This window comes from Streptomyces sp. NPDC032091 (assembly GCF_055580265.1).
In genome coordinates this window covers 1-23,422 of record NZ_JBVILR010000028.1, presented here as the reverse complement: position 1 = coordinate 23,422, position 23,422 = coordinate 1, and the positions used below count along the sequence as shown (strand labels likewise).

The window sequence follows — 23,422 nt, the reverse complement described above, 5'->3', positions numbered from 1 at the left end:
CGGGGCGCTCCCGTTTCGTATACGGGCGGGTCAGCGCGGGCGCTGGCCGCGCATGCCGCGCCCGGGGACCGGGCCCTTCGGGATGGGCATGTTGCTCATGAGGTCGCCCATGGCCCGCAGCTTGTCGTTGACCTCGGTGATCTGGTTGCCCGCCAGGACGCGCGGCAGCTTCAGCAGCGTCGTGCGGACCTTCTTGAGGGGCACCTCGCCCTCGCCGGTGCCCACGATGAAGTCGTGGACCGGGACGTCGGGCATGATCCGGGCCAGCTTCTTCTTCTCGGCCGCGAGCAGGGACTTCACCCGGTTCGGGTTGCCCTCGGCGATCAGGACCACGCCCGCCTTGCCGACGGCCCGGTGGACGATGTCCTGGTTCCGGTTCATCGCGACGGCCGGGGTGGTCGTCCAGCCCCGTCCCACGTTGTCCAGTACGGCCGCGGCAGCGCCCGGCTGCCCCTCCATCTGCCCGAAGGCAGCCCGCTCGGCCCGCCGTCCGAAGACGATCGCCATCGCGAGGAACGCCACCAGGAAGCCCAGGATGCCCAGGTAGACCGGGTGGCCGATCAGGAAGCCGATCGCAAGAAAGACACCGAAGGTGACGATTCCCACGCCCGCGACGATCAGACCGACCTTCGGGTCGGCCTTGCGCGTCATCTTGTACGTCAGGGCGATCTGCTTCAGTCGCCCGGGGTTCGCAGCAGTCTCTGCGTTTGACTTCCTCGCCATAAGGCGAAGTTTACGTGGCCTGCGGGGTACGGGTGGCCGCGGCCTCCAGTACGTGTTCGGTTTCGACCCGGTCCTTGGCCCTGCGGCGATCCTCCAGGACGGCCGTCCAGGCGTTGCGCCGGGCACCGCTCATGAGCAGCGATTCGATGCCGCGGAAGGCCTCACTGAAGGACGGGATGGCGATGGCGCGGACGGGCGCGGCCTGCATGATGTCGGTCCCTGCCTCTCGGTACTCGCATCGGTGGCGTGTGCGGTGCGTGGATCCAGCGTCACTGACTGGTGTTACCAGGGCATGACCGGTGGGTCAAACGTGATGAAAGATTGACGCGGCCCGCCGGGCTCTCCCAATGAAAGAGCCTAGGGGCCGCGCCATCGCGTATTACTGATCGGTAAGTTTTTGTGCCCGACTTCACACGGAGTGTGACGAAGTGGATCAGGCGCCCGCGCGCTTCTCCATCGCCTGCCCGTAGAGGCGGCCCGCGCGGTAGGACGACCGGACCAGCGGACCGGACATCACGCCGGAGAAACCGATCTCCTCGGCCTCCTTCGCCAGCTCGACGAACTCGGCCGGCTTGACCCAGCGCTCCACGGGGTGGTGGCGCGGCGAGGGCCGCAGGTACTGGGTGATGGTGATGAGCTCGCAGCCCGCCTCGTGCAGCTCCTTGAGCGCCTCCGAGACCTCCTCGCGCTCCTCGCCCATGCCCAGGATCAGGTTGGACTTGGTGACGAGGCCGTAGGCGCGGGCCTGGCGGATCACGTCGAGCGAGCGCTCGTAGCGGAAGCCGGGGCGGATCCGCTTGAAGATGCGGGGCACAGTCTCGACGTTGTGCGCGAAGACCTCGGGGCGGGAGGCGAAGACCTCCTCCAGCAGCTCCGGGACCGCGTTGAAGTCGGGGGCCAGCAGCTCGACCTTGGTGTGGCCGCCCTCGCGGCCCGCCGTCTGCTGGTGGATCTGGCGCACGGTCTCCGCGTACAGCCAGGCGCCGCCGTCGGCCAAGTCGTCGCGCGCGACGCCGGTGATGGTGGCGTAGTTCAGGTCCATCGTGACGACCGACTCGCCGACGCGGCGCGGCTCGTCCCGGTCCAGGGCCTCGGGCTTGCCCGTGTCGATCTGGCAGAAGTCACAGCGCCGGGTGCACTGGTCGCCGCCGATGAGGAACGTCGCCTCGCGGTCTTCCCAGCACTCGTAGATGTTCGGACAGCCGGCTTCCTGGCACACGGTGTGCAGTCCTTCGCCCTTCACCAGGGCCTGCATCTTCGTGTACTCGGGACCCATCTTCGCCCGGGTCTTGATCCACTCGGGCTTGCGCTCGATGGGGGTCTGGCTGTTACGGACCTCCAGGCGCAGCATCTTGCGTCCGTCGGGTGCGACTGCGGACACGACCGGCTCCCTGTGACTTCGATTCTTCGGCGCCCACCAGGGTACGCCCGTAATTCGTACGCTCTTACGTCCGGCCAACCGGGGGAAGCCCGGACGCATTCCCCCCGGCCGTCAGCCGGCGGCCGGCGCCGGCTCGGGCCGGGTTTCGCGCTCGACCTCGCGCGGCTTCGGCTCGGCGTTCTCCAGCACGTCCTTGAGGTGCCGCTCGACGACCGGCAGCACCTCGGCGATGGTGATCTCGCGGCCCAGTTCGTACGAGAGCGAGGTCACACCGGCGTCCCGGATCCCGCAGGGGATGATCCGGTCGAACCAGGTGCTGTCCGGGTTCACGTTGAGGGAGAAGCCGTGCATCGTCACGCCCTTGGCGACGCGGATCCCGATGGCGGCGAGCTTGCGGTCCTCGCGGCGCTGACCGGCGTTGGACGGGGCGTACTCGGGACCGTTCAGGCGGGCGTCGAACTCGTCGTCGCCGATGCGGGGGTCGAAGTCCAGGGAGAGGCCGCCGATCTTCGGGCGCTCCTCCACGGGGTCGCCGAGGACCCACACGCCGGAGCGGCCCTCGACCCGGGTGGTCTCCACGCCGAACTCGGCGGCGGTGCGGATGAGCGCCTCCTCCAGACGGCGCACGTGGGCGACCACGTCGACCGGGCGGGGCAGCTTCAGGATCGGGTATCCGACCAGCTGGCCCGGGCCGTGCCAGGTGATCTTGCCGCCGCGGTCCACGTCTATGACGGGGGTGCCGTCCAGCGGGCGCTCGCTGGGGTCGGTGCGCCGGCCGGCGGTGTAGACCGGCTCGTGCTCCACCATCAGGCAGGTGTCGCCGGTCTCGTCGGCGAAGCGGGCCGCGTGGACGCGCCGCTGCTCCTCCCAGGCCTCGGTGTACTCGACGGATTCCGGCCCGAAGCCCAGATGGACAAACCGAAGCTCAGTCACCGCAGCGCCTCCTCGTTGAACCTGCTGTGTGCACGTATCCGCACCGGTCAAGAGTACGGCGGGCCGTGCGCGGCCCCTCCGGCCCCCGGCGGGGGCCCGGGCTCGGGACCGTCCGCGGGCGGCGGGGCGGGGAGCGGGCGGGGGCGCCGGCGCCCGGCCGGCGGGCGGTCGGGGTCCTCGTCGGCGCGCGGCAGCCGGCGGTGGCCCTCGGAATGGTCGTTGACCCAGCCGCACACCCCGCAGGCGTAGCGGCCGTCCAGTCCGGCGATGTGCGTTCCGCAGCGGCGGCACTGCCCCTCGGTGAGCTCGGGGGCGGGCAGCGGGGCGCCGGGCTGCGCGTTCGCGTGCGGGTCGGACGGACGCGCCCCGTGAGGTCGGCGGCTCATGGGGGCGCAGCTTACGCGGAGGTCGTCGACCCGTCCGTAAAGAGCCCTACCCATTCTGCACACGATCGGATGAATGTGGGGCAGAGAGGGCGGCGCGGGCGGAGTTGGCCGCTACATTCACGCCGTTCACAGGGCCGGGACTCCGGTCCGTCACGTACGGGAACCGTGGAGCCGATGACGGAACGACCTGCCCAGCGCGTCCCCAACCGGCAGCTCGCGGCGCTGATCGCGGAAGCCGGGTTCTCCAACGCCGGGCTCGCCCGCCGCGTCGACCAGCTGGGGCTGGAGCACGGGCTGGATCTGCGGTACGACAAGACCTCCGTGACCCGGTGGCTGCGCGGCCAGCAGCCCCGCGGCACCACCCCCGCGCTGATCGCGGAGGTCTTCACCCGGCGCCTCGGGCGGCGGCTGTCGGCGCAGGACCTGGGCCTGGACGCGTGCGCCCCCGTGTACGCCGGGCTGGAGTTCGCGGCCACCCCGGAGGAGGCCGTGGACATCGCGAGCGGGCTGTGGCGCAAGGACTCCGGCTCGCACGCCGAGCTGCGCAAGATCGCCTTCACCCCGGCCGGGCTGGTGGTGCCCAGCCGGGACTGGCTGATCGGGCGGCCCGACGAGCGGGTGGGGCGCGGCGCGGACCCCGCCGCCAACCGGGTCCCGACGCAGGGCCGCACCACGGTGCCCCGGCAGCGGCAGATCGACCGGGGTCCCGGTCAGCGGGTCACCGGCGGGGACATCGCGGCGCTGCGGTCGGTGAGCGAGCTGTTCCGCACCCTGGACCACGCCTACGGCGGCGGGCACGCCCGCCAGGCCCTGGTGCGCTACCTGGAGCACGAGGCCGAGCCGATGCTGCGCGGCACGTACGGGGAGACCACCGGGCGCCGGCTGTTCTCGGCCGCCGCCGACCTGACCCGGCTCGCGGGCTGGACCTCGTACGACATCGCCGCGCACGGGCTGGCCCAGCGGTACTTCGTCCAGGCGCTGCGGCTGGCGCAGGCAGCCGGGGACCGGCCGTACGGGTCGTACGTGCTGGTCACTATGAGCCGCCAGGCGGTCTACCTCGGGCACGGCCGGGAGGCGGTGCAGCTGGCCCGGGTCGCCCAGCAGGGCGTGGGCTCGGGCCCGCCGCCGGTCGTGCAGGCGCTGCTGCACGCGGCCGAGGCGCGGGGGCACGCGGTGCTGGGCGAGGTCCGGGCGGCGACGGCCTCGCTGGTGCGGGCCGAGCGGGCGCTGGGCGCGGCCCGGCCGGGGGACGACGTACCGCACTGGGCGCGGGCCTTCGACGAGGCGCAGCTGGCGGACGAGTTCGGGCACTGCCACCGCGACCTCCAGCAGTACCGGGCCTCGGCCCAGCACGCGGAGCGCTCGCTCCAGCTGCGCTCGCCGGGGTACGCGCGCTCGCGGCTGTTCTGCCGGGTGGTGCTGGCGACGGCCCGGCTGGGGCTGGGCGAGCTGGACCAGGCGTGCGCACTGGGGGCGGAGGCGGCGCAGCAGGCGAGCGAGATGCGGTCGGTGCGGGCGGTGGAGTACGTACGCGACTTCGAACGCCGGCTGGAGCCGTACCGGGACGCCTCGGCCGTCCGGACGTACCGGGACCGGGTGGCGGCGCTGAACTGAACCGGCCGGGGTCCGCGGGAGCGGACCCCGGCCGGTTCCGTCAGGCCGCTGCCGGCAGGACCGGCTCCGGGTGGCTCTGGAGGGGGATGCCGAAGTCGCGCAGCAGGGCCGTGGCGGCGCGGCGGGCGGAGTGCAGGGCGCCCTGGACGGTGTTGGAGTCGCGGTGGTCGCCGCAGACGTAGAGCCCGGCCAGGACCCGTACGGGCCGCTGCCGGTCGTGCGGCGGGGGCATGGCCGGGACGGCCTCCGGGGTGTGGTGGACGGCCAGCAGCTCCCAGTCCCGGGTCGCGGTGTCGTAGAGCCGGGCCAGCCGGGCGGCGACGGTGCGGGCGGGCGGCGGGGGGCCGTGGACGGTGGTGGTGACCAGGCTGCGGCCGGCCGGGGCGCGGACGGGGTCGACCGCGCTCATCACGGTGGTGTGCGCGACGGGCCACTCGGGGTCGGCGTCCAGGAGCAGCGATCCGTCCCAGGGCAGGGGCTCGGGGGTCGCGTGGTGGATGACGGTGACCTCGTGGAAGGCGGGCACCCGCAGCCCGGGGAGCAGTTCGGCGGCGGCGCGGGCGCCGGTGGCCAGGAGGACGGAGCGACAGCCGAAGTCCCCGTGCTCCTCGGTGGTGACGAGGTTGGTCGCCACCGACCGCACCCTGATGCCGGTGCGTATGGTGCCGGGCGGCAGGCCGGCGGCGAGCAGGGCCGGCAGGGTCGCCGCGCCGCCTTCGGGTACGGCGAGGCGGCCGCGGGCGAAGGTGCGCAGGGCGAGGTCGGCGACCCGGCTGGAGGTGGTGAGGTCCGGGTCGCGCAGCAGGGCGGAGAGCAGGGGCCGCAGGATCCCGTTGACGGTGCGCGGCGGCAGGCCGCGGGAGCGGAGGGCGGCGAGGGCGGTGCGTTCGGGCCGGGCGAGGACGCGGTCCGCGGGCAGCGCGGCGAGGCGGGCGAGGGCGGCGCTGAGCCGGGCCTGGTCGAGGGAGCCGCTGGCCAGGGCGCGGGCGGGGGTGAGGGCCCCGGCCCGCTGCCGTTTGCCGTCGGCGCCGTGCACCAGGACCCCGGGCGCGAAGGGCCGCAGGGTCAGGCCCTCCAGGCCCGGCGTGCGGGCGGGCTCGGTGTACGCGGTGTTGAGGAGCTGGCCGACCCGGTCGAGGCGGAAGCCGTCGGCCGATGCGGTGGCCATGCGGCCGCCGGGGTCGTCGGCGGTCTCCAGGACGCTGACGCTGACCCCGGCGGCGATCAGGTGGTGCGCTGCCGCGAGTCCTGAGACTCCGGCTCCTACGATGACGACGTCGCTGCTGAGCACGTGCCCCTCCCCGAGGTCGGCGCGGCGGCTGTGTGGGGTTCGTTCTTCCCCCAACAAGCTCCGGGAGAACCCGAGTCCGGCGCGGTATTGCGCACAACTCCGGTCGCACGGCGGTCGCATGCGGGTCACAACCGGTCGCACGTGGACGCCGGATGCGCCGGACCAGCGCCCCGACCAGGCTCCGGACCGGGGGTCGGGACAGGGGGGCAGGGCCGGGGGTCAGGACAGGGCGGCCCTGATGGCCTCCTCGATCCCGGGGTGGGCGTGGGTGAACCCGGCCTCCAGCAGGCGCCTCGGCCGGACCCGCTGGCTGCCCAGCACGTCCTGCGCGAACTCCCCGAGCGCGACGCGCAGGACGGGCGCGGGGACGGCGAACACCGTCGGGCGGTGCAGTACGCGGCCCATGGCGGCGGTGACCTCACGGTTGGTCAGCGGCTCGGGGGCGGTCAGGTTGAACGGCCCGGACAGGCCCGGGGTCTCGGCCAGGAAGCGCAGGGCGGCGATCTCGTCGTGGATCGAGATGTACGGCCAGTACTGGCGCCCGTCGCCGAGACGGCCGCCGGCGCCGGCCCGGAAGAGGGGGAACAGCCGCCCCCAGGCCCCGCCTTCGGCGGAGACCACGAGCCCCGTGCGGGCGAAGACGGTACGGATCCCGGCGTCCCGCGCGGGGGCGGCGGCGGCCTCCCACGCGACGCAGACGGAGGGCAGGAACCCGGTGCCGGCGGGGGCCGACTCGTCGACGGGCCGGTCGCCGGTGTCGCCGTAGTAGCCGACGGCGGACCCGCACACGAGCACGGCCGGCGGTTCGTCCATCCCGGCCAGCGCCCTCGCGACGGCGGCGGTCCCCAGCACCCGGCTGTCGCGGATCTCCTTCTTGTAGGCGTCCGTCCACCGGTGGTCCCCGACCCCGGCCCCGGCGAGGTGCACCACGGCGTCACACCCGCGCAGCCCGACGGGGTCGACGTATCCGGCCCGGGGATCCCAGCGGGCCTCGTCCGGGGCGGCGGGGGCGCGGCGGACGAAGCGGACGGTTTCGTGGCCGTCGGCGTGGAGGGAGCGGAGCAGGGCTTGGCCGATGAGTCCGGAGGCTCCGGTGATGGCGATGCGCATGGGGGCAGTGTGCCCGCCTGAACGCGCCGTTCACGGGACGGCGCCCCTGGCCGCCGTCCAGCGGCCGCCCGCGGACCGCTGCCGCTGCGCGGGGCGGGGTCCCCTACCCGCCCTTCACCCGTTCCCCGGGCGCTGCCCGGACCCGTTCCGCGCGCGGTGCGCCCGGTGGGCTCGATCGCCGCGCGGGCCGGATTTCCACGCAGAGAAATCCAGCCCCGCCGGCGCTTGAGGCGCGGGGTCTGGGGCGGAGCCCCGGGGAAGGACCCGCACCCCGCACCCGGCGGAGCCCAGGGGTCAGCCGGCGCCCAGCCAGGTGCCCACCGCGTAGGTGACCGCCATCGCCAGGCCCCCGCCGAGCACGTTCCGCAGGACCGCCCTCGGCACCCGCGCCCCGCCAAGCCGCGCGCTGACCACCCCGCACAGCGTCAGCGCCCCCAGCACCGCCGCCACCGTCACCGGGACCCGGTCCGACGCCCCCGGCAGGACGATCGCCAGGAGCGGCAGCAGCGCCCCCACCGTGAAGGCGACCAGGCTGGCCAGCGCCGCGTGCCACGGGTTCGCCAGTTCGTCCGGCTCGATCCCCAGCTCCACCCGTGCGTGCGCCCTCAGCGCGTCCCGCTCCGTCAGCTGCTCGGCGGCCTCCCGGGCCACGTCCCGGGTCAGCCCCCGCGCGGCCAGCAGGTCCGTCAGCTCGGCCAGCTCCGCCTCGGGGTCCTCCGCCAGTTCGCGCCGCTCCAGGTCCAGCGCCGCCCGCTCGGAGTCCCGCTGCGAGCTGACCGACACGTACTCCCCCACCGCCATCGACAGCGAGCCCGCCAGCAGGCCGGCCACCCCGGCCGTGAGGATCTCCGCGCGCGAGGTGGTGGCGCCGGCCACGCCCACCACCAGGCCCGCCGTGGAGATGATCCCGTCGTTGGCGCCGAGCACCCCGGCCCGCAGCCAGTTCAGCCGGGTGCTGATGGCCGCGCTCTGCGTCTGCGTCACGGCACCACTGTGGCGGCCCCCGCCCGCCCCGGCCAGCCCGCCGGGGCCACCCGGCGTGCGCGGCCCCCTGCCCCGTACCAGGGTGGAGGGGTGAGACCAGGGGTGAGACGAAGGGCGCTGCGGCGCGGTCGGGACGAGCCCGGCTGGCTGCGCGGGGCGCCGCCGCCCCGCTGGGCCCGGATCGCTCCCGCGGTGGCGCTGGTCGCGCTCTGCGCCGCGCAGTGGACCACCTCGACCGCGGAGCTGGGCTACTTCCTGGCGGCCCTGCCCGCCGTGGCCGCCTTCTCGTACGGGGCCGCCGGCACGGCCGTCTTCGCCGTGCTGGTACTGGTCCTGCTCGGCGTTCCCCAGCTGGGCGTCGGGCACGCCCGCGGCACCGACCTGGCCACCGTGGCCACCGTCGGCCTGCTGAGCGTCGTCATCGCCTGGGTGCGGCGGCGCCGGGACGCCCAGCTGGTCAGCGTCCGGACCGTCGCCGAGGCCGCCCAGCTGGCGGTGCTGCCGCCCGTGCCGGAACGGGTGGGCGGGGTGCGCTGCTCGGGGCTGTACCGGGCCGCGCAGCGGGGCACGCTGGTCGGCGGCGACCTGTACGACGTACGGGCCGGACCGTACGGGGTGCGGGCGGTGGTCGGGGACGTCCAGGGGCACGGGCTGGCCGCCGTCGGCACGGTCGCCTCGCTGCTCGGCGCCTTCCGGGAGGCGGTGCTGGACGACCCGGGGCTCGCGGCGATCGCGGCCCGGCTGGACCGGCGGCTGGCTGCCGACGCGGCGGCGGACGCGGTGGCGCACCCGGAGCTGTTCGCGACGGCGGTGCTGCTGGAGTTCCCGCCCGGGCTGGACCGCGTACGGATCGTGTCGTGCGGGCATCCGCCGGTGCTGCTGCTGCGGGAGTCCACCGTCACGGAGGTGGCCGCCGAGCCCGGCCCGCCGCTGGGCCTGGGCCTGGCCGGGCCGGCCCTCCCGGAGGTCGCCGAGCTGCCGCTGCTGCCGGGCGACCGGCTGCTCGCGCACACCGACGGGGTGACCGAGGCCCGCGACGCGGCGGGCTGCTTCTACCCGCTGGCCGTCCGGGTCCCGGTCCTGGCGGGCGACCCGGAGGGTCTCGTACCGGCGCTGTGGCAGGACCTCGCGGCCTTCAGCGGGGGCGGGCCGCGCGACGACGTGGCCCTGCTGGTGCTGTCGCCCGATCAGCGGCTGTCAGGCGGGTCGGGGCGTCCGTAGATTCAGGGGGCATGCACTGCGCGTCCCCGTGCCCACACCAGTAGGAGCCGCCATGTCCATGCCGATGTTGTTGATCAAGGGAACCTTCCGGGCGAGGGGCTTCAAGCCCGACGGCGACACCATCAACTTCACGCCCGACAACGTGGCCGACTGGAAGCTCGTGCCCGGGGCCAGACCCGTCGTACCGAGGTGGGACGGCAGCGCCCCGATCCGGCTGGAGGGCATCGACGCCCTGGAGACCCACTACGGCGAGGAGACCTCGCCGTCGGGCGTGCAGCACCAGCCCCTGCCCCTGGCACACGAAGCCACGCAAGGGCTCCTGAAGGCGCTCGGCTTCACCGCCTTCGACCGGGACGACCACGATCAGGAGAAGATCAGCAGCAGCACCCCCGAGGCGGCGGAGGGCTACGTCCTCACCCGCGGCGCCGACATCTTCGGCCGGTGCGTCGCCCTGGTCGGACGCAAGTTCCAGCCAGCCCCCAACGGCTACTCCGTCGAGGTCGACGAGCGGATGCTGAGGAACACGGCCAACTACCAGCAGATCGAAGCCGGCCTGGCCTACCCGACCTACTACAGCGAGTTCCCCGAGCTCCTGCGCGCCTCCCTCACCGCCGCGGCGGCCGCCGCGGCAGCCGCCCCCGAGCCGGGCAAGAGCGTGTGGGAGAAGGACTCGACCACCACCGGCACGAAGGTCACCGGCCTGGACTCCCTCACCGCCCCCAACGGCGCGGTGATCCTCCCGAAGCTCTTCCGCCGCCTGAAGGACTACCTGGACCTGAACCCGGCGGACCCCTCCCTGTCCTGTTTCCGCGCCTACCTGGCGGGGGCCTCGGAGGACCGCTTCCACCTCCAGGGCAAGCCGGAGGTGTACAGCGGCATGCACCACATCGTCGAGGTCAACGGCGACACCGTGCGGATGACCCACGGGCCGCAGGAGATCGTCTTCATGGAGAAGTGAGCGGACGGACGGCCGGCCGGCGAGCGGGGCGGCGGCCGGCCGTCGGCGCACGTGGTGCCTCAGCCGGCGTTCGCGACGATGAAGGCGCGGACCATCCGGCAGGTGAGGTTGGACGGCCGGCGGATCCCCACCCGGGCGGCCATCGTCCGTATCTTGCGGTTGGTCGCGCGCTTGGCGTCGTACGTCCCCGTGTCGAGCAGGGAGATCGCCAGCCGCATGGCCTTCAGACGGCGGTTGTGGTTCTCGTACCACTCGCGGGGCAGGCCCGCCGGCAGCGGCTTCTTCTTGGGCATCACAATGATCGCGGCAGCGGCCATCTACAGCCTCCCAAACGGTAGTTGGCTTCCTGTCGTTCTCCTTCGATTTTACCGGGGGGCACTGACAAAAGCCCTGGCCGGACCGGACGCGGGCCGGGCCCGGACGGGGCGCGGACGGCGATCTGACTAGGCTTGCGGGCATGGAGATCTGGATCAATCCCGCCTGTTCGAAGTGCCGCAGCGCGCTGACCCTGCTGAACGCGGAGGGCGCCGACTACACCGTGCGCCGCTACCTGGAGGACGTGCCGTCCGAGGCCGAGATCCGCGAGGTGCTCGGCCGCCTCGGCCTGGAGCCCTGGGACATCACGCGCACCTCCGACCCCCTGGCGAAGGAGACCGGCGTACGGGACCTCCCGCGCGAGGCGACGGACGAGGCCCGCGCCCGCTGGATCGCCCACCTGGCCGCCCACCCGAAGCTGATCCAGCGCCCGATCATCACCGCCGAGGACGGCACGGCGGTCGTGGCCCGCTCGGAGGAGGCGGTCCGCGAGGCCCTGTCCCGGAAGGGGTAGGCGGGGCCGGTCAGGGGGCGAGCAGCCGGGTGACCTCGTCGGCCGCCGTCAGCGGCAGCGCGTGGTGCGAGGCCCCGCGCGCCAGCCGGACCCGCGCCGCCGGCAGCGCGCGCGTGGCGGCGGCCAGCGCCCGCAGGGGGTCGTGGCAGCGGGCCCGGCCGGCGAACAGGACGTCGAGGCCGAAGGGGGCGAGCCCCGTCAGGTCCGGGCGGGGCCCGGTGACGGGCCGGACGGTCGGGAAGCCGGCCGTCTCCTCCTGGAGCCGCAGCCAGGCCGGGTCGAGCGGGACCCCGCCGGTCTCCCAGGCGAGGAAGGAGCGGATCCGCCCCGGGGTCGGCCGCGCCAGTACGGGCAGGGCCCGCAGGACGTAGCGGGCGCTCAGCCCGGTGAACACCTGGGTGGGGTCCAGCAGGACGAGGCGGTCGAGCCGTGGGCGCGGGGCGTACCAGCCCACGCGGCGGGCGGCGTACTGGGCGGCGATCCAGGCCCCGTAGGAGTGGCCGGCGAGGGTGACCCGCCCCTCGGGCACGAGCCCGTCCAGGACCGCCTCCAGCCATCCGGCCAGGTCCTCGGGCGTCCGTACCGGCCGCCCGGGCTCCGGGACGCTCAGTCCCGGCTCCCCGATCAGGTCCACCGCGTACACCCGCCTCTCGCGGGCCAGCCCGGCCGCGACGCAGGCGCCCCAGACGGTGGAGGTGGCACCGCCGCCCGGGAGCAGCACCAGCGGCGGCGCCCCGACGGGACCGCAGCGGTTGACGTGGGTGAGCCCGTAGGGCGTGGGAACCGCGACGGCCTCGACGGGCACGGCCCACCGGGCGAGGGCCTCGTCGTAGGCGTCGCGAAACGCCGCCCGGACCACTTTCCCCATGCGGCACACGCCCCTTCGGCCCCTCGCCGGGCGATGAGCTCGCCCGGCGAGGGATCCTAGGCCGCAGGCGGCGGGGACGACAACCGTCCGGAACCGGTGCGCCTGCCGCGGGCGGCGGCCCTCGTATGCGGCCTGCGGCAAGCGGAGTTCGCCCTCGCCCCGCCGACCCCCGACCCCGCCCCGCCGGCTCTTCATCTCGTCCCCACCTCCCGCCTCGTAGGGTGAGGGGTGCAGGAAACGGGATAAACCCGGACTAAATCGCTACACGAGCCCAGGGGCCGACCCTCATGACCGAACAGCAGCAGACGCCGCCGACCGCCGCCGTGAGCCTTCCGCCGCCCCGGCGGGGGGCCGACTGGATGTTCGGCGGGGTGTACGGGACCGTGCTGGCCAGCGGGCTGCTGGCGGCGCTCGATCAGAAGAGCGGGGACTACACCCCCTTCTACGACGCCAGCTGGGTCCTCGTCACCGCCGCCACGGCCGGGCTCGCGCACGGGTACTCGCACCACATGACCACCCACCAGACCGGCTCGGCCGCGCACCGGTGGCGGCTGTTGGTGCTGGCGCTGTGGCACGAGTGGCCGATGATCGCGGCCACCCTGCCCACCGTGCTCCTGCTGGTCCTCGCCGGGGTCGCGCACTGGGAGTCGTACGGGGTGACGGCCGTCGGGCTCGGCCTGAACACCGCGCTGCTCTTCGCCTGGGGTTCCTTCGTGGCGATCCGGGTCGGCTACCGGCTCGCCTCGGCCCTGCTCATCGGTCTGGCCGACGCCACGATCGGCCTGGCCATCATCGTCGCCAACGCCCTGATCAAGTGAGGACGGCGCCGGCCAGCTGGACCTCCGCCTCGGCCAGGACCTCCGTCAGCCGGGCCCCGAACTCCGCACCGCGCGGGTCCGGCACGCCCGTGCGGGCGGCGGTGAGGACGGCGTCCAGGGCGCGCCCGTAGGCGCCGGGCACGTCGCTCCAGTCGGGCAGCCTGAAGACGCCCTCGGCCCCGCGCAGCTCCAGCCCCACCCCGGCCGCCGCGCGCGGCGCGCCCAGGCTGAGGACGGCCGTGCTGGCCGCCCCCGAGGCGTGCCGCAGGGCGAGCTGGACCAGATCGGACGGGCCCCGGCTGGCCGTGACGGCGGTGACCTCGCCGAGGATCGGGATCAGGACGGACAGGGCGTGCGGGCCGACGTCCCACAGCCCGCCCTTGGCCTTGCGCCAGGGCGAGTCGGCGTACGCGCTGGGCTCGCCGGCGGGCGGGAAGACGGCGCCGAGCCAGTGGGCGGAGGCGGTGAACCAGCCGCTGCGCCCGGCCTGTTCGCGGACCCATCCGGCGGTGGGCTCGGCGAAGCGGAGCGTCAGGAAGACGACGGAGGCGACGCCGTGCGCGGCGGCCGCGCCGGCGACGGCGCGGGCGTCCTCCACGGTCGTGGCGACGGGTTTGTCGAGCAGCAGGTGGCAGCCGGCGGCGGCCGCGCGGACGGCGAGCGGGGCCTGGACGTCCGGCGGCAGGGCGAAGGCGACCACGTCGCAGTCCTCGAACAGCGCGTCGGGGTCTTCGTACACCTTCACCCCGTGCGCGGCCGCCAGCTCGGCCGCCGCTTCGGGCCGGCGGCCCCACACGCCGGCGAAGTCGGAGCCGGCGTGGGCGGCGAGGGCGGGGGCGTGGGTGCGGCGGGCCCAGGGGCCGGTGCCCAGCAGGCCGACGCGGGGGCGGGGGTGGCCGGGGGCCTGCTCGGAGCCCTCACCGGCGGAGTTCAAATCGTACGAAATGCTCACCCGCTCAGTCTGCCCCACTCGGACGGGTGCGCGGCCGTCAACCCGCACAAGCCGCCCGACCTGCGGCGTAAACCCCGGTAACAAGGGGTTCACACACGGGCAACGGATGAGAAATCGCCAAGGGGGACGCTTCCGGCCAAGACGCAGCACCCGCAGAGTCCCCGCAGAGTCAGGATGGATGGGCCCGTGAGCTACAAGGCTGAGTACATCTGGATCGACGGCACCGAGCCGACGGCGAAGCTCCGCTCCAAGACGAAGATCCTGCAGGACGGTGCGGAGCTGCCGGTCTGGGGCTTCGACGGCTCCAGCACGAACCAGGCGCAGGGCCACGCCTCCGACCGCGTGCTCCAGCCGGTCTTCTCCTGTCCGGACCCGATCCGCGGCGGGAGGGACATCCTGGTGCTGTGCGAGGTCCTGAACATCGACATGACCCCGCACGAGTCGAACACCCGCGCGCTGCTGCGTCCGGTGGCCGAGAAGTTCGCCGCGCAGGAGCCGGTCTTCGGCATCGAGCAGGAGTACACGTTCTTCGACGGCGCCCGGCCGCTCGGCTTCCCGGTCGGCGGGTTCCCGGCCGCGCAGGGCGGCTACTACTGCGGGGTCGGCGCGGACGAGATCTTCGGCCGCGAGATCGTCGAGAAGCACCTGGACCACTGCCTCGCCGCCGGCCTGGAGATCTCCGGCATCAACGCCGAGGTGATGCCCGGCCAGTGGGAGTTCCAGGTCGGTCCGGTCGGCCCGCTGGAGGTCTCCGACCAGCTGTGGATCGCGCGCTGGCTGCTGTACCGGACGGCGGAGGAGTTCAACGTGTCGGCGACGCTGAACCCGAAGCCGGTCAAGGGCGACTGGAACGGCGCGGGCGCGCACACCAACTTCTCCACGAGGGCGATGCGCGAGGACTACCGGGCGATCATCTCGGCCTGCGAGGCGCTGGGCGAGGGCAGCAAGCCGCTGGACCACGTCAAGAACTACGGCGCGGGCATCGACGAGCGCCTGACGGGGCTGCACGAGACGGCGCCCTGGAACGAGTTCAGCTACGGGGTCTCCGACCGCGGCGCGTCGGTGCGCATCCCGTGGCAGGTGGAGAAGGACGGCAAGGGCTACATCGAGGACCGCCGGCCGAACGCGAACGTGGACCCGTACGTGGTGACCCGCCTGATCGTGGACACCTGCTGCACCGGTCTGGAGCGGGACGGCCTGGTCTGACCCGGACCGGGCACGGGGCGTTGTCAGTGGCCCCTGCCACCCTGTGGTCATGCACCCCGACACCACGCCCGCGCGGCCGGCGCCGGTCCGGCCGACGGTCCGAGTCCGCACCGAGCCCGGCGGCTCGCACGACCTGCACGGCCCTGAGGCGTACGGGCCGCTGTCCGGACTGGTGGCGCGCCTGGGCGCGCCCGGAGACCGCTTCCTCATCGTGGACCGGATCCCGGACGAGCCCGACGTGTACGTCCAGGTCTGGCACGAGAGCGGCGGCGACTACGAGCTGGAGCACCGGGCGGGCGCCCCGGACCGGCACTTCCGCACCCGGGTGGCCACGGCGGCCGAGGTCGCGGAGGCGATGTTCCGCTGGGCCGTCCGGGAGGAGGGCTGGGACCGGGGGCGGGTCTGGGAGCGGATGGAGTTCCCGGTGGAGGAGGTGGCGCCGCTGGACCCCGGGGTGGAGGCGGAGCTGGCCGCGGCCGTGCGGGGCTGGCTGCGCTGCGGTTACGACGGCCGGGCGCGGCTGACCGAGAACGCCGAGGAGTACCTGGTGGACGGCGACGTCCGGCCGGTGTCCCGGGCCCAGGCCGGCGAGTTGGTCGACCGGCTCTGGCGGGAGCGGGTCGCGGAGCAGGCGGGCTGGACGGGCGAGACCGATCCGGAGCGGCTGGCCCGGGCGTTCGCCGCGCTGGAGGCGGCCGGGATCACCGCCCGCGAGCACTTCACCTGCTGCCGCGGCTGCGGGCTGGCGGAGATCCATGCCGCCGGCGCGCCGGACGCGCGCGGGTTCGTCTTCTTCCACGCGCAGTCCACGGAGGGCGCGGCCGCGGGCGGGGACCTCTTCCTGCACTACGGGGGCTTCGACTGCGAGCCGGAGGTGACCGTCTCCGTGGGGCGGGAGGTGGTCGCGGCGCTGGAGGCCGTGGGGCTGGCATGGGCGTGGGACGGATCGGCCCACGATGCGATACGGGTGACGGGACCGGACTGGCGGAATCGACTTTCCTGTTGAAGGTTTGTCGGGATTGTGACGGCATGACGAAGACTTGACGACAGAATATGAGATTCCGGTCCATCAAGTGAGACGCGGCCTGCCCCGGGCCCGTGGTTTCTGCTTCAATGACGCCCATGGCCAGCTACTCGTACTCCCCGACAGGTCGCAGCGACCTGGAGCCGTTCTGGCCGTCCCGTCAGGACCACGATTTCGACCGGGTGTGTTGCCGCGCCGAGAACGCGCCGGCCCTCTAAAGCCTTCCGGGACCTCTCACCAGACCCGCCCGGGGCCTTCGGTCTGCGCGGTACGCAACGACTACGTGCATCTGCACACGTGCCCATGCACACGTACGTCTTCTGCCGACCACTCCGCGTGAAAGAGCTGACCACTCATGGCGAACACCCGCTCCATCGCTTCTGCCGCCTCCGCTGCGACCTCCGCCGCCCTGCCCTTCCCGCCCCTCCCGAACGGTGCGCGCCACCGGCTGCGGGCCGTGGAGCGGGACGAGGTGGCCCGGGTGGTGGACCTGCTCCCGCCGGGCGCCACCTGGCTGCCCGCACCCCAGCACGCCGTTCCCGCCCTGCCGGGCCAGCCGCCGATGGTCGGCTACCTGGTCCTCGTACCGGCCGACCAGCAGCCGATCGCCTTCGCCCCGCAGTCCGTTCCCGTACCGGGACCGGTCTCGCCCGTCCAGCCTGCGGCGCAGGCCTCGACGACGACCGGAGACGCGCTCGTGCGGATCGACGCCGCGCAGCGCACGGCGGAGGTCGACGGCGAGCTGCTGGACCTCACCTACCTGGAGTTCGAGCTCCTCGCCCACCTGGTGGCCCACCCGCACCGGGTGCACAGCCGGGACCAGCTCGTCACCACGGTGTGGGGCTACGGCCACGTCGGCGACGGCCGGACGGTCGACGTCCACATCGCCCGCCTGCGCCGCAAGCTGGGCGCGGCGCACCGCGGCGCCATCCAGACCGTCCGCCGCGTGGGGTACAAGTACACGCCGTGACGGCCGGTATGACGGCGGGCCCGTACGCGACCGAGCGCGTACGGGCCCGCCGTCGGCGTTACGCGGCCCGGGCCGCCGAAGCCCGCCTGCGGGCGACGAGGCCGAGGGCCGCGTCCAGCACGAGGAAGGCCAGCAGGCTGATCCCGAGCAGCGGGACGAACCAGCCGACCAGCGCGGTCACACCGGCGAACGGCAGCAGCACGGTCACCGGCAGCCGGCGCCAGGCCCCGCGCGGCTGGGCGCGGCCGGCGGAGAGGGTGCGCTCCTTGGTGGGCCGGCGCAGCCACCACATCCGGTAGCCCCAGACGATCAGGTACATCACCGCGACGGCGAGCGCGGCCAGCGCGATCTGGTTGGCGATCCCGAAGGTCAGGCCCATGTGCAGGTCGATCCCGAACCGGGTCAGCTGCGCGAGGAGCGGGTAGTCCGCGAAGCGGAGCTCGTCCATGACCCGGCCGTCGGCGGGGTCGACGGCGACCGAGTCCAGGTGCACGGGAAGGGTCTTGTCGGCCTCCTTGACGACGTAGCCCTTGCCCTGGGCGGGCAGGGTGACGCGCAGGCTCTCGGTGACCCCGGCCGCGCGGGCGGCCGCTACGGCCTTGTCGATGCCGATGTCGGTGGCGGGCATCGGCATGGACATCTCCGTGCCGTCGGGCATGACGTGCCCGGCGTGCTCGCCGCCGCCGTCGGCGGCCCCGGAGCCCGGGGTGAGCTTGGCGGCGACGGCGGGGGTGGCCCCGCCGAGCCGGTCCTGGAGCTGTCCGATGTTCTCGCCGGCGTACTTCGACCAGGTCAGACCGGTCGCGGAGAGTCCGACGAGGCCCACCGCGGCCCAGAGGCCGACGCTGCCGTGCCAGGAGAGGGTCTTGCGGCGGCCGGTGGCCTTGCGGTCGGGGACGACGAGCAGGGCCTTGCGGGTGCGGCGGCGGCCGATCCACAGGGCGAGGCCGCCGAGGGTGACCACCCAGAGCCAGCTGGCGGCGAGTTCGCTGTAGTTCCGGCCGAACTCGCCGAGCTGGAGGCTGGCGTGGAACTCGCTCAGCCAGGCGCGGAGCGGGAGGGCGTCACCGCTGGTGGTGAGGTGTCCGCGGACCTCGGCGGTGTAGGGGTCGACGAAGACGGTGAGGGTCTTGCCCTCCTCCAGCTCCGGATCCTCCATGATCACCCGCGTGGTGGCGTCGGGCTCGGGCGCCGGCCACACGCCGACGACCTTGCCCTGGGGCTCGGCGGCCTTGGCGGCCTTCACCTGGGTGCTGAGGGGGACGGGGGCCTCGCCGACGCTGTCGACGGTCAGCTCGTGGGAGTAGAGGATCCGCTCGGCCTGCCAGGAGCCGGCGTACAGCAGGCCGGTGGCGGCGGCGAGGAAGAGCACCGGGGCTATGAGCAGCCCGGCGTAGAAGTGCATGCGCAGCAGCAGCGGCCGCAGCGCGGCCCACCCCTTGGCCGCGCCGGTTCCGGGGGAGGCGGTGGGTTCGGTTTCGGGTGCGGTGCCCCGCGCGGGGGCGTCCGTGAGGTCGTCAAGGGACATGTCGGTCCTGGGGTTCGGCGAAACGGGGGAATCGGCCCCCGGTCTCGCCGTCCCCCTCGCGGACGAGGGTGCGCCGGTCAGGCGGCGCGGGCGGGAAGCGGCCGGAGGGCCGTGGTGCGGGTGTCTCGCCGGCCGGGCGGCCCCCTGCGTACGACCGTGTGGGCGTGGACGGCCCCGCGCAGGCGGCGCGGCGGCCGGTACGAAGGACGCTGCGCGGGCGGGCCCGGTACGGGGGCGGGCCGGGTGCGGAGCAGTACGAGGACCCGGGCGAGCGGCCGGGCGGCCAGCAGGGCGGTGGCCCCGAGGACCCCGGCCAGCCCGAACACGGCCGCCTCGCCCCGGGCGAGCCAGAGGGCGCAGAAGACCCCGGCGACCAGGTGCGCGGCGACCATCCCGAAGCCGCCGTGGCCGGCCATCCCGAGCAGATCGGCGACCCCGCCCATGACGTCGGCCGTTCCGGTGGCGGAGGCCATGCCGTCGGCCATACCGGTGCCGGACGCCATCCCGTCGGCCATCCCGGACGCGGACGCCATCCCGTCGGCCACCCCGGTGCCGTGGGCCATGCCGGCGTGGGCCGTGCCGGAGGCGGCGGCGCCCGCGGCCGGGTCCGGCATCGCGTGGTGGTGGCCCGCCATCGCGGCGGAGCCGTGGGCGTGGCCCTGGCCCGCGGAGAACGCGACGTGCAGGGCGCCCTGCACCGCCAGCAGCGCCGCCGTGATGCCCAGCGGGCCGCAGCGGCGGCCGGCGGCCGCCCAGGCGAGGGCGGCGGTCCCGGCGAAGGCGCCGAGGAGCCAGGGCAGGGGGATGTCCGCGCCCGACATGTGGGCGTGCCCCACGGCGGCCAGCGCCACGCACACCGCCGCGAACATCGCGGCGCGCGGGGCGCGCATCGGCACGCGGGGACGGGGCTCAGACATGTCCCGGTCATGCTCTCACGGGGCCCGGCGACCCACGCGCCGCACCCGTATCCGATCATGGACGGGTGAATCCACAGCCATGGTCATGGTCGAAGCCGCGCCTGGGGCCGCTCGGCGCGCTCTACACCGGCGCGGTCCAGCTCGGGGCCCACGCCCTGGAGCGGCTGGCCCCGGCCGAGCGGGAGCGGATGCTGCGCGACTGCTCGACGAACGTCGACAACCTCGACGGCGGCCGCTGGGAGACCCTGCTGAGCAGCGCGCTCGTCGTCGAGGAGCCGATGCCGCTGCCGTACGCCCTGCTGCTGGTCGCGGTGCTCGGCTACGCGGAGTACGCGTACGGGGCCTGGTGGACGGCCGCGGTCTTCCTCTTCGGGCACGCCTCGGCCACGCTCCTCGTCTACGGGGTGCTGCGCCGCACCGCCGACCGGGAGACCCGTCGGGCCGTGGACGTCGGCACGAGCTACGGGTTCAACGCCGTGCTCGGGGCGCTGACCTCGGCCCTGCCCCGCGGGGCGGTGCGCACGACGGTCCGGGCCGGGCTGCTGGCCGTCGCCGTGCGGCCGGTGCTGCGGCGGGAGCGGACCTTCACCGACGCCGGCCACCTCGTGGCGCTGGGCCTCGGGCTCGGGGTCTCGTTCGCCGTCGATTGTCTTTCCGGATCAAACCATCGGAAAATCGCTCATATCTGAGCAAGGGTGCGACCGCGGCCGCCACCGCCTCGCACGAGTCACCTCACCCCGCGCGGCCGGGCCCTCCCGCGCCGCGCGCCGAACGCTGGAGCCGCCACGATGACCGCCACCGCCACGCCCTCCACCACCGTCGCCAACCTCCGCGACCTCGGTGGCACCCCGCTCACCGGCGGCCGCACCGTCCGCTCCGGCCTGCTCCTGCGCTCCGGCGCCCTCGACCGGCTCGACCTCGACGCCGACCCGACGGTGGCCGCGCTGGGCCTGCGCACGGTCATCGACTTCCGCAGCGACGCCGAGCGCGCCGACCACCCGGACCGGATACCGGACGGCGTCCGCCTGCTGGTGCGCGACGTCCTGGCGGACAAGATCAGCGAGACCCGGATGCCGGCCGCCGCGCAGCTCAAGGACCTCCTCGCCGACCCGGTGGTGGCCGAGGAGCACCTGGGCGACGGCAAGGCCCGGGCGCTGTTCGGCTCGGTCTACCGCTCCTTCGTCACCACCGCCTCCGCGCACGCCGCGTACCGGACGCTGCTGATCGAGGCCGCCGACCCGCAGGCGGGCCCGCTGCTGTTCCACTGCACGGCCGGCAAGGACCGTACGGGCTGGGGCGCGACGGTGCTGCTGTCGCTGCTCGGCGCCGACGAGGACACCCTGATGGCCGAGTACCTGTCGGTGAACCCGGCGGTGAAGGCGGCGTTCGCCCCGTTGATCGAGGGTTTCACCGCCGCCGGCGGGGACCCGGACATCGCGCTGGCGCTGATCGGCGTGTTCCCCGCGTACCTGGAGGCGGGGCTGGACGAGCTCTACCTGCGCTTCGGTTCCATGGAGAAGTACGTCCGCGAGGGCCTGAAGGTCCCGGACGAGACGGTCGAGGCGCTGCGCGCCCGGCTCGTCGCCTGACCGGACGATCCGGCCCGGCGTCACGCCCGGCGCGCCCGGTTCATCCGAACGTGTGCGCTGGTGCGGGTGACCATCCCACGATTCGCTCGTTCTGCTGAACGTGACTGCGCCGGATACCGCCACCCGCCCCCTGCCCCCCGACGTCGAGCAGGCCGAGGCCGCCATCGTCGAGCACTACCCCCGGCTGGTGCGGCTCGCCTACCTGGTGCTGCCGCCCTCCCTCGGCCGCAACCGGCGGGTGCTCACCGCCCACTCGCTGACCCAGCGGGCCCTGCCGCGCGGGCGGCGGGCGGCCGACGCCGCGGCGGTGCAGGGCGGGGTGCCGGCGCAGCGGGGCGGGCTGGGCGGGCCCGAGTCCGGGTACGCGTACGTACGGCTGCGGGTGCTGCGGTCGGCCCTGGAGGCGGGGATCCCGCTGACGTTCAAAGCGCTCCCGCTGCGCGGGCAGCTGCCGGCGCTGCTCCCGCAGGTGTGGGGGCTGCGGCTGTTCCCGCGCGCGGGCGGGGCCGAAGAGCTGGCCCTGGACCAGTGGCTGGCCACCCTGAACGGGCCCGGCCGGGCGGCGTGCGTGCTGCGGGCGCTGGAGGGGCTGGCGGAGCCCGACGTGCTGCGGGTGCTGGCGGAGGCCGGGGTGGCCGACCCGGCGGCGGCGGTCGCGGAGTCCGGGGACCCGGCGCACGACGCCCTGTTCGCCTCCCCCGAGTTCGACCCGTGCGTGCTCCAGGCCCGGCCCACCGACCTGCTGCGCCGCCGCCGGTTCGCGCGGGCGGCGCTGGCCGGGGCGGCCGCCCTCGCGGTGTGCGGGGCGCTGCTGGCGCTGCCGGGCGGCGGCTGGGGCGCGGACGGGCCCGCCGCGCCGCCGTACGCGCGCAACGCGGCCGCCGAGCAGGCCCTGGACCCGGGGCAGCTGATGCGGGTCGCGCCCGCCGCGTGGCGCACGTCCTCCCGTACGGACTACTCCGCCTGGCCGGCGCGCGGCGACCGGGCCGGGGACACCGAGCTGCTGCGGCGGGCGCTGGCCGTGTGGGCCCGCCCGGGCAAGGCGGTGGTGGTGTCGGCCACCCCCGGGACCCCGTCGGGGCCGCCGATGGGGCCGCCGCAGCTGCTGTTCGCGGGGACCGTGGACCAGGCGGTGGTGGTGCTGCTGTACGACGGGCTGCGGGTGGTGCGGTACGCCGAGCCGCGCAACGGGACGGCCGGCGCGGCCCTGGACTTCGCGCGGACCGACGGGGCGACGGCGGACACCGCGACGGCCCTGGTGCTCAGCCGGGTCGACGGCAACGTCCGCTACCTGACGGCGCCCTGGGTTACCGGCGCCGCCGTGCGCGACCTGCTGAAGCCCGCCGCGGAGCCGGCCGCGCTGAAGCTCACCCCGGACGGGCTCACCCCGCCGGTGCTGGGGCCGGCGGCGAACGGCGAGTGCACGAGCTGGAGCGCGCTGGCCCTGACCGGTGACGGGGCGACCCGGCTGGTCACCGACCTGGGCGAGCTGACCCCGGCCCGGCTGACATCGGGCGCGCCGGGTGCCGCGCGGGACGTGGCGGAGGCGGCGGAGCTCGGGGAGTGGTCGAAGACGGCCTGCCTGCTGCCGTCGGTGCGGTCGCACGGGGTGCGGTCCGTCAACGCGTGGACGTACGCGAAGCAGCCGCTGCCGGAGGGCGACGGGGCGGCGACCTGGCTGTGCAGCCGGGCGGAGACCTGGCAGGGGACGGCGGACCGGGTGCAGGTGCAGTTCCTGGCGCCGGGGGCGGCGCTGGCCGCGCAGGCGGCCAAGGCGGAGGGTTCGGCGGCCTGCGGGCCGCGGGAGCCGCGGGTGCTGGCCGGGGTGCTGTGGAAGTCCCGGGCGGGGCAGTGGTACGTCCTGGCCGCGGGCAGCGCGCAGTTCAGCTCCCTGACGGCGACGGGCAGCGGGGTGAACGGCAGCGCGAACGGCAACCGGCTGGCGGTGAAGGCGCCGGAGGGCGCGCAGGTGGACCTGTCGGGGAAGCTGACGGACGGCAGCAAGGCCGGGGCGCTCCGCTAGGTCGTCTCTTTCGGATCTTGCCGGTCAAGCCCGCGTCGTCCGGTGCCGTGCATCGCCGCCTTGGCGGGGCGCCGCCGTACTGGACGTACTTGGTGCC

General features: G+C 74.7%; 24 protein-coding genes. 11 read left to right on the top strand and 13 right to left on the bottom strand.

Annotated elements, in window-relative coordinates:
- Positions 1-30: 30 nt before the first annotated feature.
- The 5 genes from ACZ5NJ_RS32700 to ACZ5NJ_RS32680 form a co-directional block, all read right to left on the bottom strand.
- Positions 31-723 carry a DUF4191 domain-containing protein gene (locus ACZ5NJ_RS32700; protein WP_344153651.1) on the bottom strand — a complete coding sequence of 231 codons (693 nt, stop codon included), beginning with the start codon at positions 721-723 and terminating at the stop codon, positions 31-33.
- Positions 724-733: 10 nt separating this feature from the next.
- On the bottom strand, positions 734-931 hold the full coding sequence (locus ACZ5NJ_RS32695) for an SCO2195 family GlnR-regulated protein (protein WP_079426347.1): 198 nt from the start codon (positions 929-931) through the stop codon (positions 734-736).
- A 225-nt stretch (positions 932-1,156) separates the two neighbouring features.
- The gene (lipA, locus tag ACZ5NJ_RS32690) at positions 1,157-2,104 is read right to left on the bottom strand and encodes a lipoyl synthase (RefSeq protein ID WP_468769742.1); all 948 of its coding nucleotides are present in this window, start codon (positions 2,102-2,104) and stop codon (positions 1,157-1,159) included.
- Positions 2,105-2,215: 111 nt separating this feature from the next.
- Positions 2,216-3,037, bottom strand: a complete 822-nt coding sequence (lipB, locus tag ACZ5NJ_RS32685; protein ID WP_468769740.1) for a lipoyl(octanoyl) transferase LipB — start codon at positions 3,035-3,037, stop codon at positions 2,216-2,218.
- Positions 3,038-3,084: 47 nt separating this feature from the next.
- On the bottom strand, positions 3,085-3,423 hold the full coding sequence (locus ACZ5NJ_RS32680; protein WP_468769739.1) for a hypothetical protein: 339 nt from the start codon (positions 3,421-3,423) through the stop codon (positions 3,085-3,087).
- Between the two features lie 174 nt (positions 3,424-3,597).
- Here ACZ5NJ_RS32680 and ACZ5NJ_RS32675 point away from each other — a divergent pair, with 174 nt between their 5' ends.
- On the top strand, positions 3,598-5,037 hold the full coding sequence (locus tag ACZ5NJ_RS32675; RefSeq protein ID WP_468769737.1) for a regulator: 1,440 nt from the start codon (positions 3,598-3,600) through the stop codon (positions 5,035-5,037).
- A gap of 40 nt (positions 5,038-5,077) precedes the next feature.
- On the opposite strand, the gene ACZ5NJ_RS32670 is transcribed toward ACZ5NJ_RS32675, so the two are convergent.
- The 3 genes from ACZ5NJ_RS32670 to ACZ5NJ_RS32660 form a co-directional block, all read right to left on the bottom strand.
- Entirely contained in the window at positions 5,078-6,328 is a 1,251-nt protein-coding gene (locus ACZ5NJ_RS32670) for an FAD-dependent oxidoreductase (protein WP_468769735.1), read from the bottom strand.
- Positions 6,329-6,547: 219 nt separating this feature from the next.
- On the bottom strand, positions 6,548-7,438 hold the full coding sequence (locus ACZ5NJ_RS32665; protein WP_468769734.1) for a TIGR01777 family oxidoreductase: 891 nt from the start codon (positions 7,436-7,438) through the stop codon (positions 6,548-6,550).
- Between the two features lie 294 nt (positions 7,439-7,732).
- Positions 7,733-8,422, bottom strand: coding sequence for a VIT1/CCC1 transporter family protein (locus tag ACZ5NJ_RS32660; RefSeq protein WP_468769733.1), 690 nt, complete (start codon positions 8,420-8,422; stop codon positions 7,733-7,735).
- 102 nt (positions 8,423-8,524) lie between these two features.
- On the opposite strand from ACZ5NJ_RS32660, the gene ACZ5NJ_RS32655 reads away from it, so the two are divergent.
- Positions 8,525-9,643, top strand: a complete 1,119-nt coding sequence (locus tag ACZ5NJ_RS32655; RefSeq protein ID WP_468769732.1) for a PP2C family protein-serine/threonine phosphatase — start codon at positions 8,525-8,527, stop codon at positions 9,641-9,643.
- 52 nt (positions 9,644-9,695) lie between these two features.
- Positions 9,696-10,601, top strand: coding sequence for a nuclease (locus ACZ5NJ_RS32650; RefSeq protein WP_468769730.1), 906 nt, complete (start codon positions 9,696-9,698; stop codon positions 10,599-10,601).
- Positions 10,602-10,660: 59 nt separating this feature from the next.
- Here the strand turns inward: ACZ5NJ_RS32650 and ACZ5NJ_RS32645 are convergent, their stop codons facing one another.
- Entirely contained in the window at positions 10,661-10,918 is a 258-nt protein-coding gene (locus ACZ5NJ_RS32645) for a hypothetical protein (protein WP_468769729.1), read from the bottom strand.
- Between the two features lie 140 nt (positions 10,919-11,058).
- Between ACZ5NJ_RS32645 and ACZ5NJ_RS32640 the strand changes: the two genes are divergently transcribed.
- Complete coding sequence (locus ACZ5NJ_RS32640; protein WP_468769727.1) at positions 11,059-11,430, top strand: ArsC/Spx/MgsR family protein; 372 nt, start codon at positions 11,059-11,061, stop codon at positions 11,428-11,430.
- Between the two features lie 10 nt (positions 11,431-11,440).
- On the opposite strand, the gene ACZ5NJ_RS32635 is transcribed toward ACZ5NJ_RS32640, so the two are convergent.
- Positions 11,441-12,298, bottom strand: coding sequence for an alpha/beta fold hydrolase (locus ACZ5NJ_RS32635; RefSeq protein WP_468769726.1), 858 nt, complete (start codon positions 12,296-12,298; stop codon positions 11,441-11,443).
- Between the two features lie 287 nt (positions 12,299-12,585).
- Here ACZ5NJ_RS32635 and ACZ5NJ_RS32630 point away from each other — a divergent pair, with 287 nt between their 5' ends.
- Positions 12,586-13,116: a hypothetical protein gene (locus ACZ5NJ_RS32630; protein ID WP_468769724.1), complete on the top strand. Its 531-nt coding sequence runs from the start codon at positions 12,586-12,588 to the stop codon at positions 13,114-13,116.
- Here the strand turns inward: ACZ5NJ_RS32630 and ACZ5NJ_RS32625 are convergent.
- Entirely contained in the window at positions 13,109-14,062 is a 954-nt protein-coding gene (locus ACZ5NJ_RS32625; protein ID WP_468769841.1) for a Gfo/Idh/MocA family protein, read from the bottom strand. The two genes, ACZ5NJ_RS32630 and ACZ5NJ_RS32625, sit on opposite strands and share 8 nt — an antisense overlap.
- A gap of 192 nt (positions 14,063-14,254) precedes the next feature.
- Between ACZ5NJ_RS32625 and glnII the strand changes: the two genes are divergently transcribed.
- The 3 genes from glnII (at position 14,255) to ACZ5NJ_RS32610 (ending at position 17,268) form a co-directional block, all read left to right on the top strand.
- Positions 14,255-15,274, top strand: a complete 1,020-nt coding sequence (glnII, locus tag ACZ5NJ_RS32620; RefSeq protein ID WP_468769723.1) for a glutamine synthetase — start codon at positions 14,255-14,257, stop codon at positions 15,272-15,274.
- Between the two features lie 49 nt (positions 15,275-15,323).
- Positions 15,324-16,280 carry a DUF6891 domain-containing protein gene (locus ACZ5NJ_RS32615; protein ID WP_468769722.1) on the top strand — a complete coding sequence of 319 codons (957 nt, stop codon included), beginning with the start codon at positions 15,324-15,326 and terminating at the stop codon, positions 16,278-16,280.
- A 373-nt stretch (positions 16,281-16,653) separates the two neighbouring features.
- On the top strand, positions 16,654-17,268 hold the full coding sequence (locus ACZ5NJ_RS32610; RefSeq protein WP_468769721.1) for a winged helix-turn-helix domain-containing protein: 615 nt from the start codon (positions 16,654-16,656) through the stop codon (positions 17,266-17,268).
- 58 nt (positions 17,269-17,326) lie between these two features.
- On the opposite strand, the gene ACZ5NJ_RS32605 is transcribed toward ACZ5NJ_RS32610, so the two are convergent.
- Complete coding sequence (locus ACZ5NJ_RS32605; RefSeq protein ID WP_468769719.1) at positions 17,327-18,796, bottom strand: PepSY-associated TM helix domain-containing protein; 1,470 nt, start codon at positions 18,794-18,796, stop codon at positions 17,327-17,329.
- Between the two features lie 77 nt (positions 18,797-18,873).
- Positions 18,874-19,713 (bottom strand): hypothetical protein, encoded by an 840-nt coding sequence (locus ACZ5NJ_RS32600; protein ID WP_468769718.1) that lies wholly within the window; start codon positions 19,711-19,713, stop codon positions 18,874-18,876.
- Positions 19,714-19,778: 65 nt separating this feature from the next.
- Between ACZ5NJ_RS32600 and ACZ5NJ_RS32595 the strand changes: the two genes are divergently transcribed.
- The 3 genes from ACZ5NJ_RS32595 to ACZ5NJ_RS32585 all read left to right on the top strand — a co-directional run bounded on the left by ACZ5NJ_RS32595 (position 19,779) and on the right by ACZ5NJ_RS32585 (position 23,325).
- Positions 19,779-20,402, top strand: coding sequence for a rhomboid-like protein (locus ACZ5NJ_RS32595; protein ID WP_468769717.1), 624 nt, complete (start codon positions 19,779-19,781; stop codon positions 20,400-20,402).
- Between the two features lie 99 nt (positions 20,403-20,501).
- A complete protein-coding gene (locus ACZ5NJ_RS32590; protein WP_468769715.1) occupies positions 20,502-21,302 on the top strand; it encodes a tyrosine-protein phosphatase in 801 nt (266 codons plus the stop codon).
- A 100-nt stretch (positions 21,303-21,402) separates the two neighbouring features.
- Complete coding sequence (locus ACZ5NJ_RS32585) at positions 21,403-23,325, top strand: hypothetical protein (RefSeq protein WP_468769713.1); 1,923 nt, start codon at positions 21,403-21,405, stop codon at positions 23,323-23,325.
- Positions 23,326-23,422 lie beyond the last annotated feature (97 nt).

Excerpts from the sequence above, each read along its gene's own strand:
- ACZ5NJ_RS32645 (WP_468769729.1), bottom strand. The coding sequence starts at position 10,918 with ATGGCCGCTGCCGCGATCATTGTGATGCCCAAGAAGAAGCCGCTGCCG.
- ACZ5NJ_RS32610 (WP_468769721.1), top strand. The coding sequence starts at position 16,654 with ATGGCGAACACCCGCTCCATCGCTTCTGCCGCCTCCGCTGCGACCTCC.
- ACZ5NJ_RS32675 (WP_468769737.1), top strand. The coding sequence starts at position 3,598 with ATGACGGAACGACCTGCCCAGCGCGTCCCCAACCGGCAGCTCGCGGCG.
- ACZ5NJ_RS32700 (WP_344153651.1), bottom strand. The coding sequence starts at position 723 with ATGGCGAGGAAGTCAAACGCAGAGACTGCTGCGAACCCCGGGCGACTG.
- ACZ5NJ_RS32615 (WP_468769722.1), top strand. The coding sequence starts at position 15,324 with ATGCACCCCGACACCACGCCCGCGCGGCCGGCGCCGGTCCGGCCGACG.
- ACZ5NJ_RS32590 (WP_468769715.1), top strand. The coding sequence starts at position 20,502 with ATGACCGCCACCGCCACGCCCTCCACCACCGTCGCCAACCTCCGCGAC.
- ACZ5NJ_RS32635 (WP_468769726.1), bottom strand. The coding sequence starts at position 12,298 with ATGGGGAAAGTGGTCCGGGCGGCGTTTCGCGACGCCTACGACGAGGCC.
- ACZ5NJ_RS32650 (WP_468769730.1), top strand. The coding sequence starts at position 9,696 with ATGTCCATGCCGATGTTGTTGATCAAGGGAACCTTCCGGGCGAGGGGC.
- ACZ5NJ_RS32630 (WP_468769724.1), top strand. The coding sequence starts at position 12,586 with ATGACCGAACAGCAGCAGACGCCGCCGACCGCCGCCGTGAGCCTTCCG.
- ACZ5NJ_RS32680 (WP_468769739.1), bottom strand. The coding sequence starts at position 3,423 with ATGAGCCGCCGACCTCACGGGGCGCGTCCGTCCGACCCGCACGCGAAC.
- ACZ5NJ_RS32605 (WP_468769719.1), bottom strand. The coding sequence starts at position 18,796 with ATGTCCCTTGACGACCTCACGGACGCCCCCGCGCGGGGCACCGCACCC.
- ACZ5NJ_RS32665 (WP_468769734.1), bottom strand. The coding sequence starts at position 7,438 with ATGCGCATCGCCATCACCGGAGCCTCCGGACTCATCGGCCAAGCCCTG.
- ACZ5NJ_RS32600 (WP_468769718.1), bottom strand. The coding sequence starts at position 19,713 with ATGTCTGAGCCCCGTCCCCGCGTGCCGATGCGCGCCCCGCGCGCCGCG.
- ACZ5NJ_RS32695 (WP_079426347.1), bottom strand. The coding sequence starts at position 931 with ATGCAGGCCGCGCCCGTCCGCGCCATCGCCATCCCGTCCTTCAGTGAG.
- ACZ5NJ_RS32640 (WP_468769727.1), top strand. The coding sequence starts at position 11,059 with ATGGAGATCTGGATCAATCCCGCCTGTTCGAAGTGCCGCAGCGCGCTG.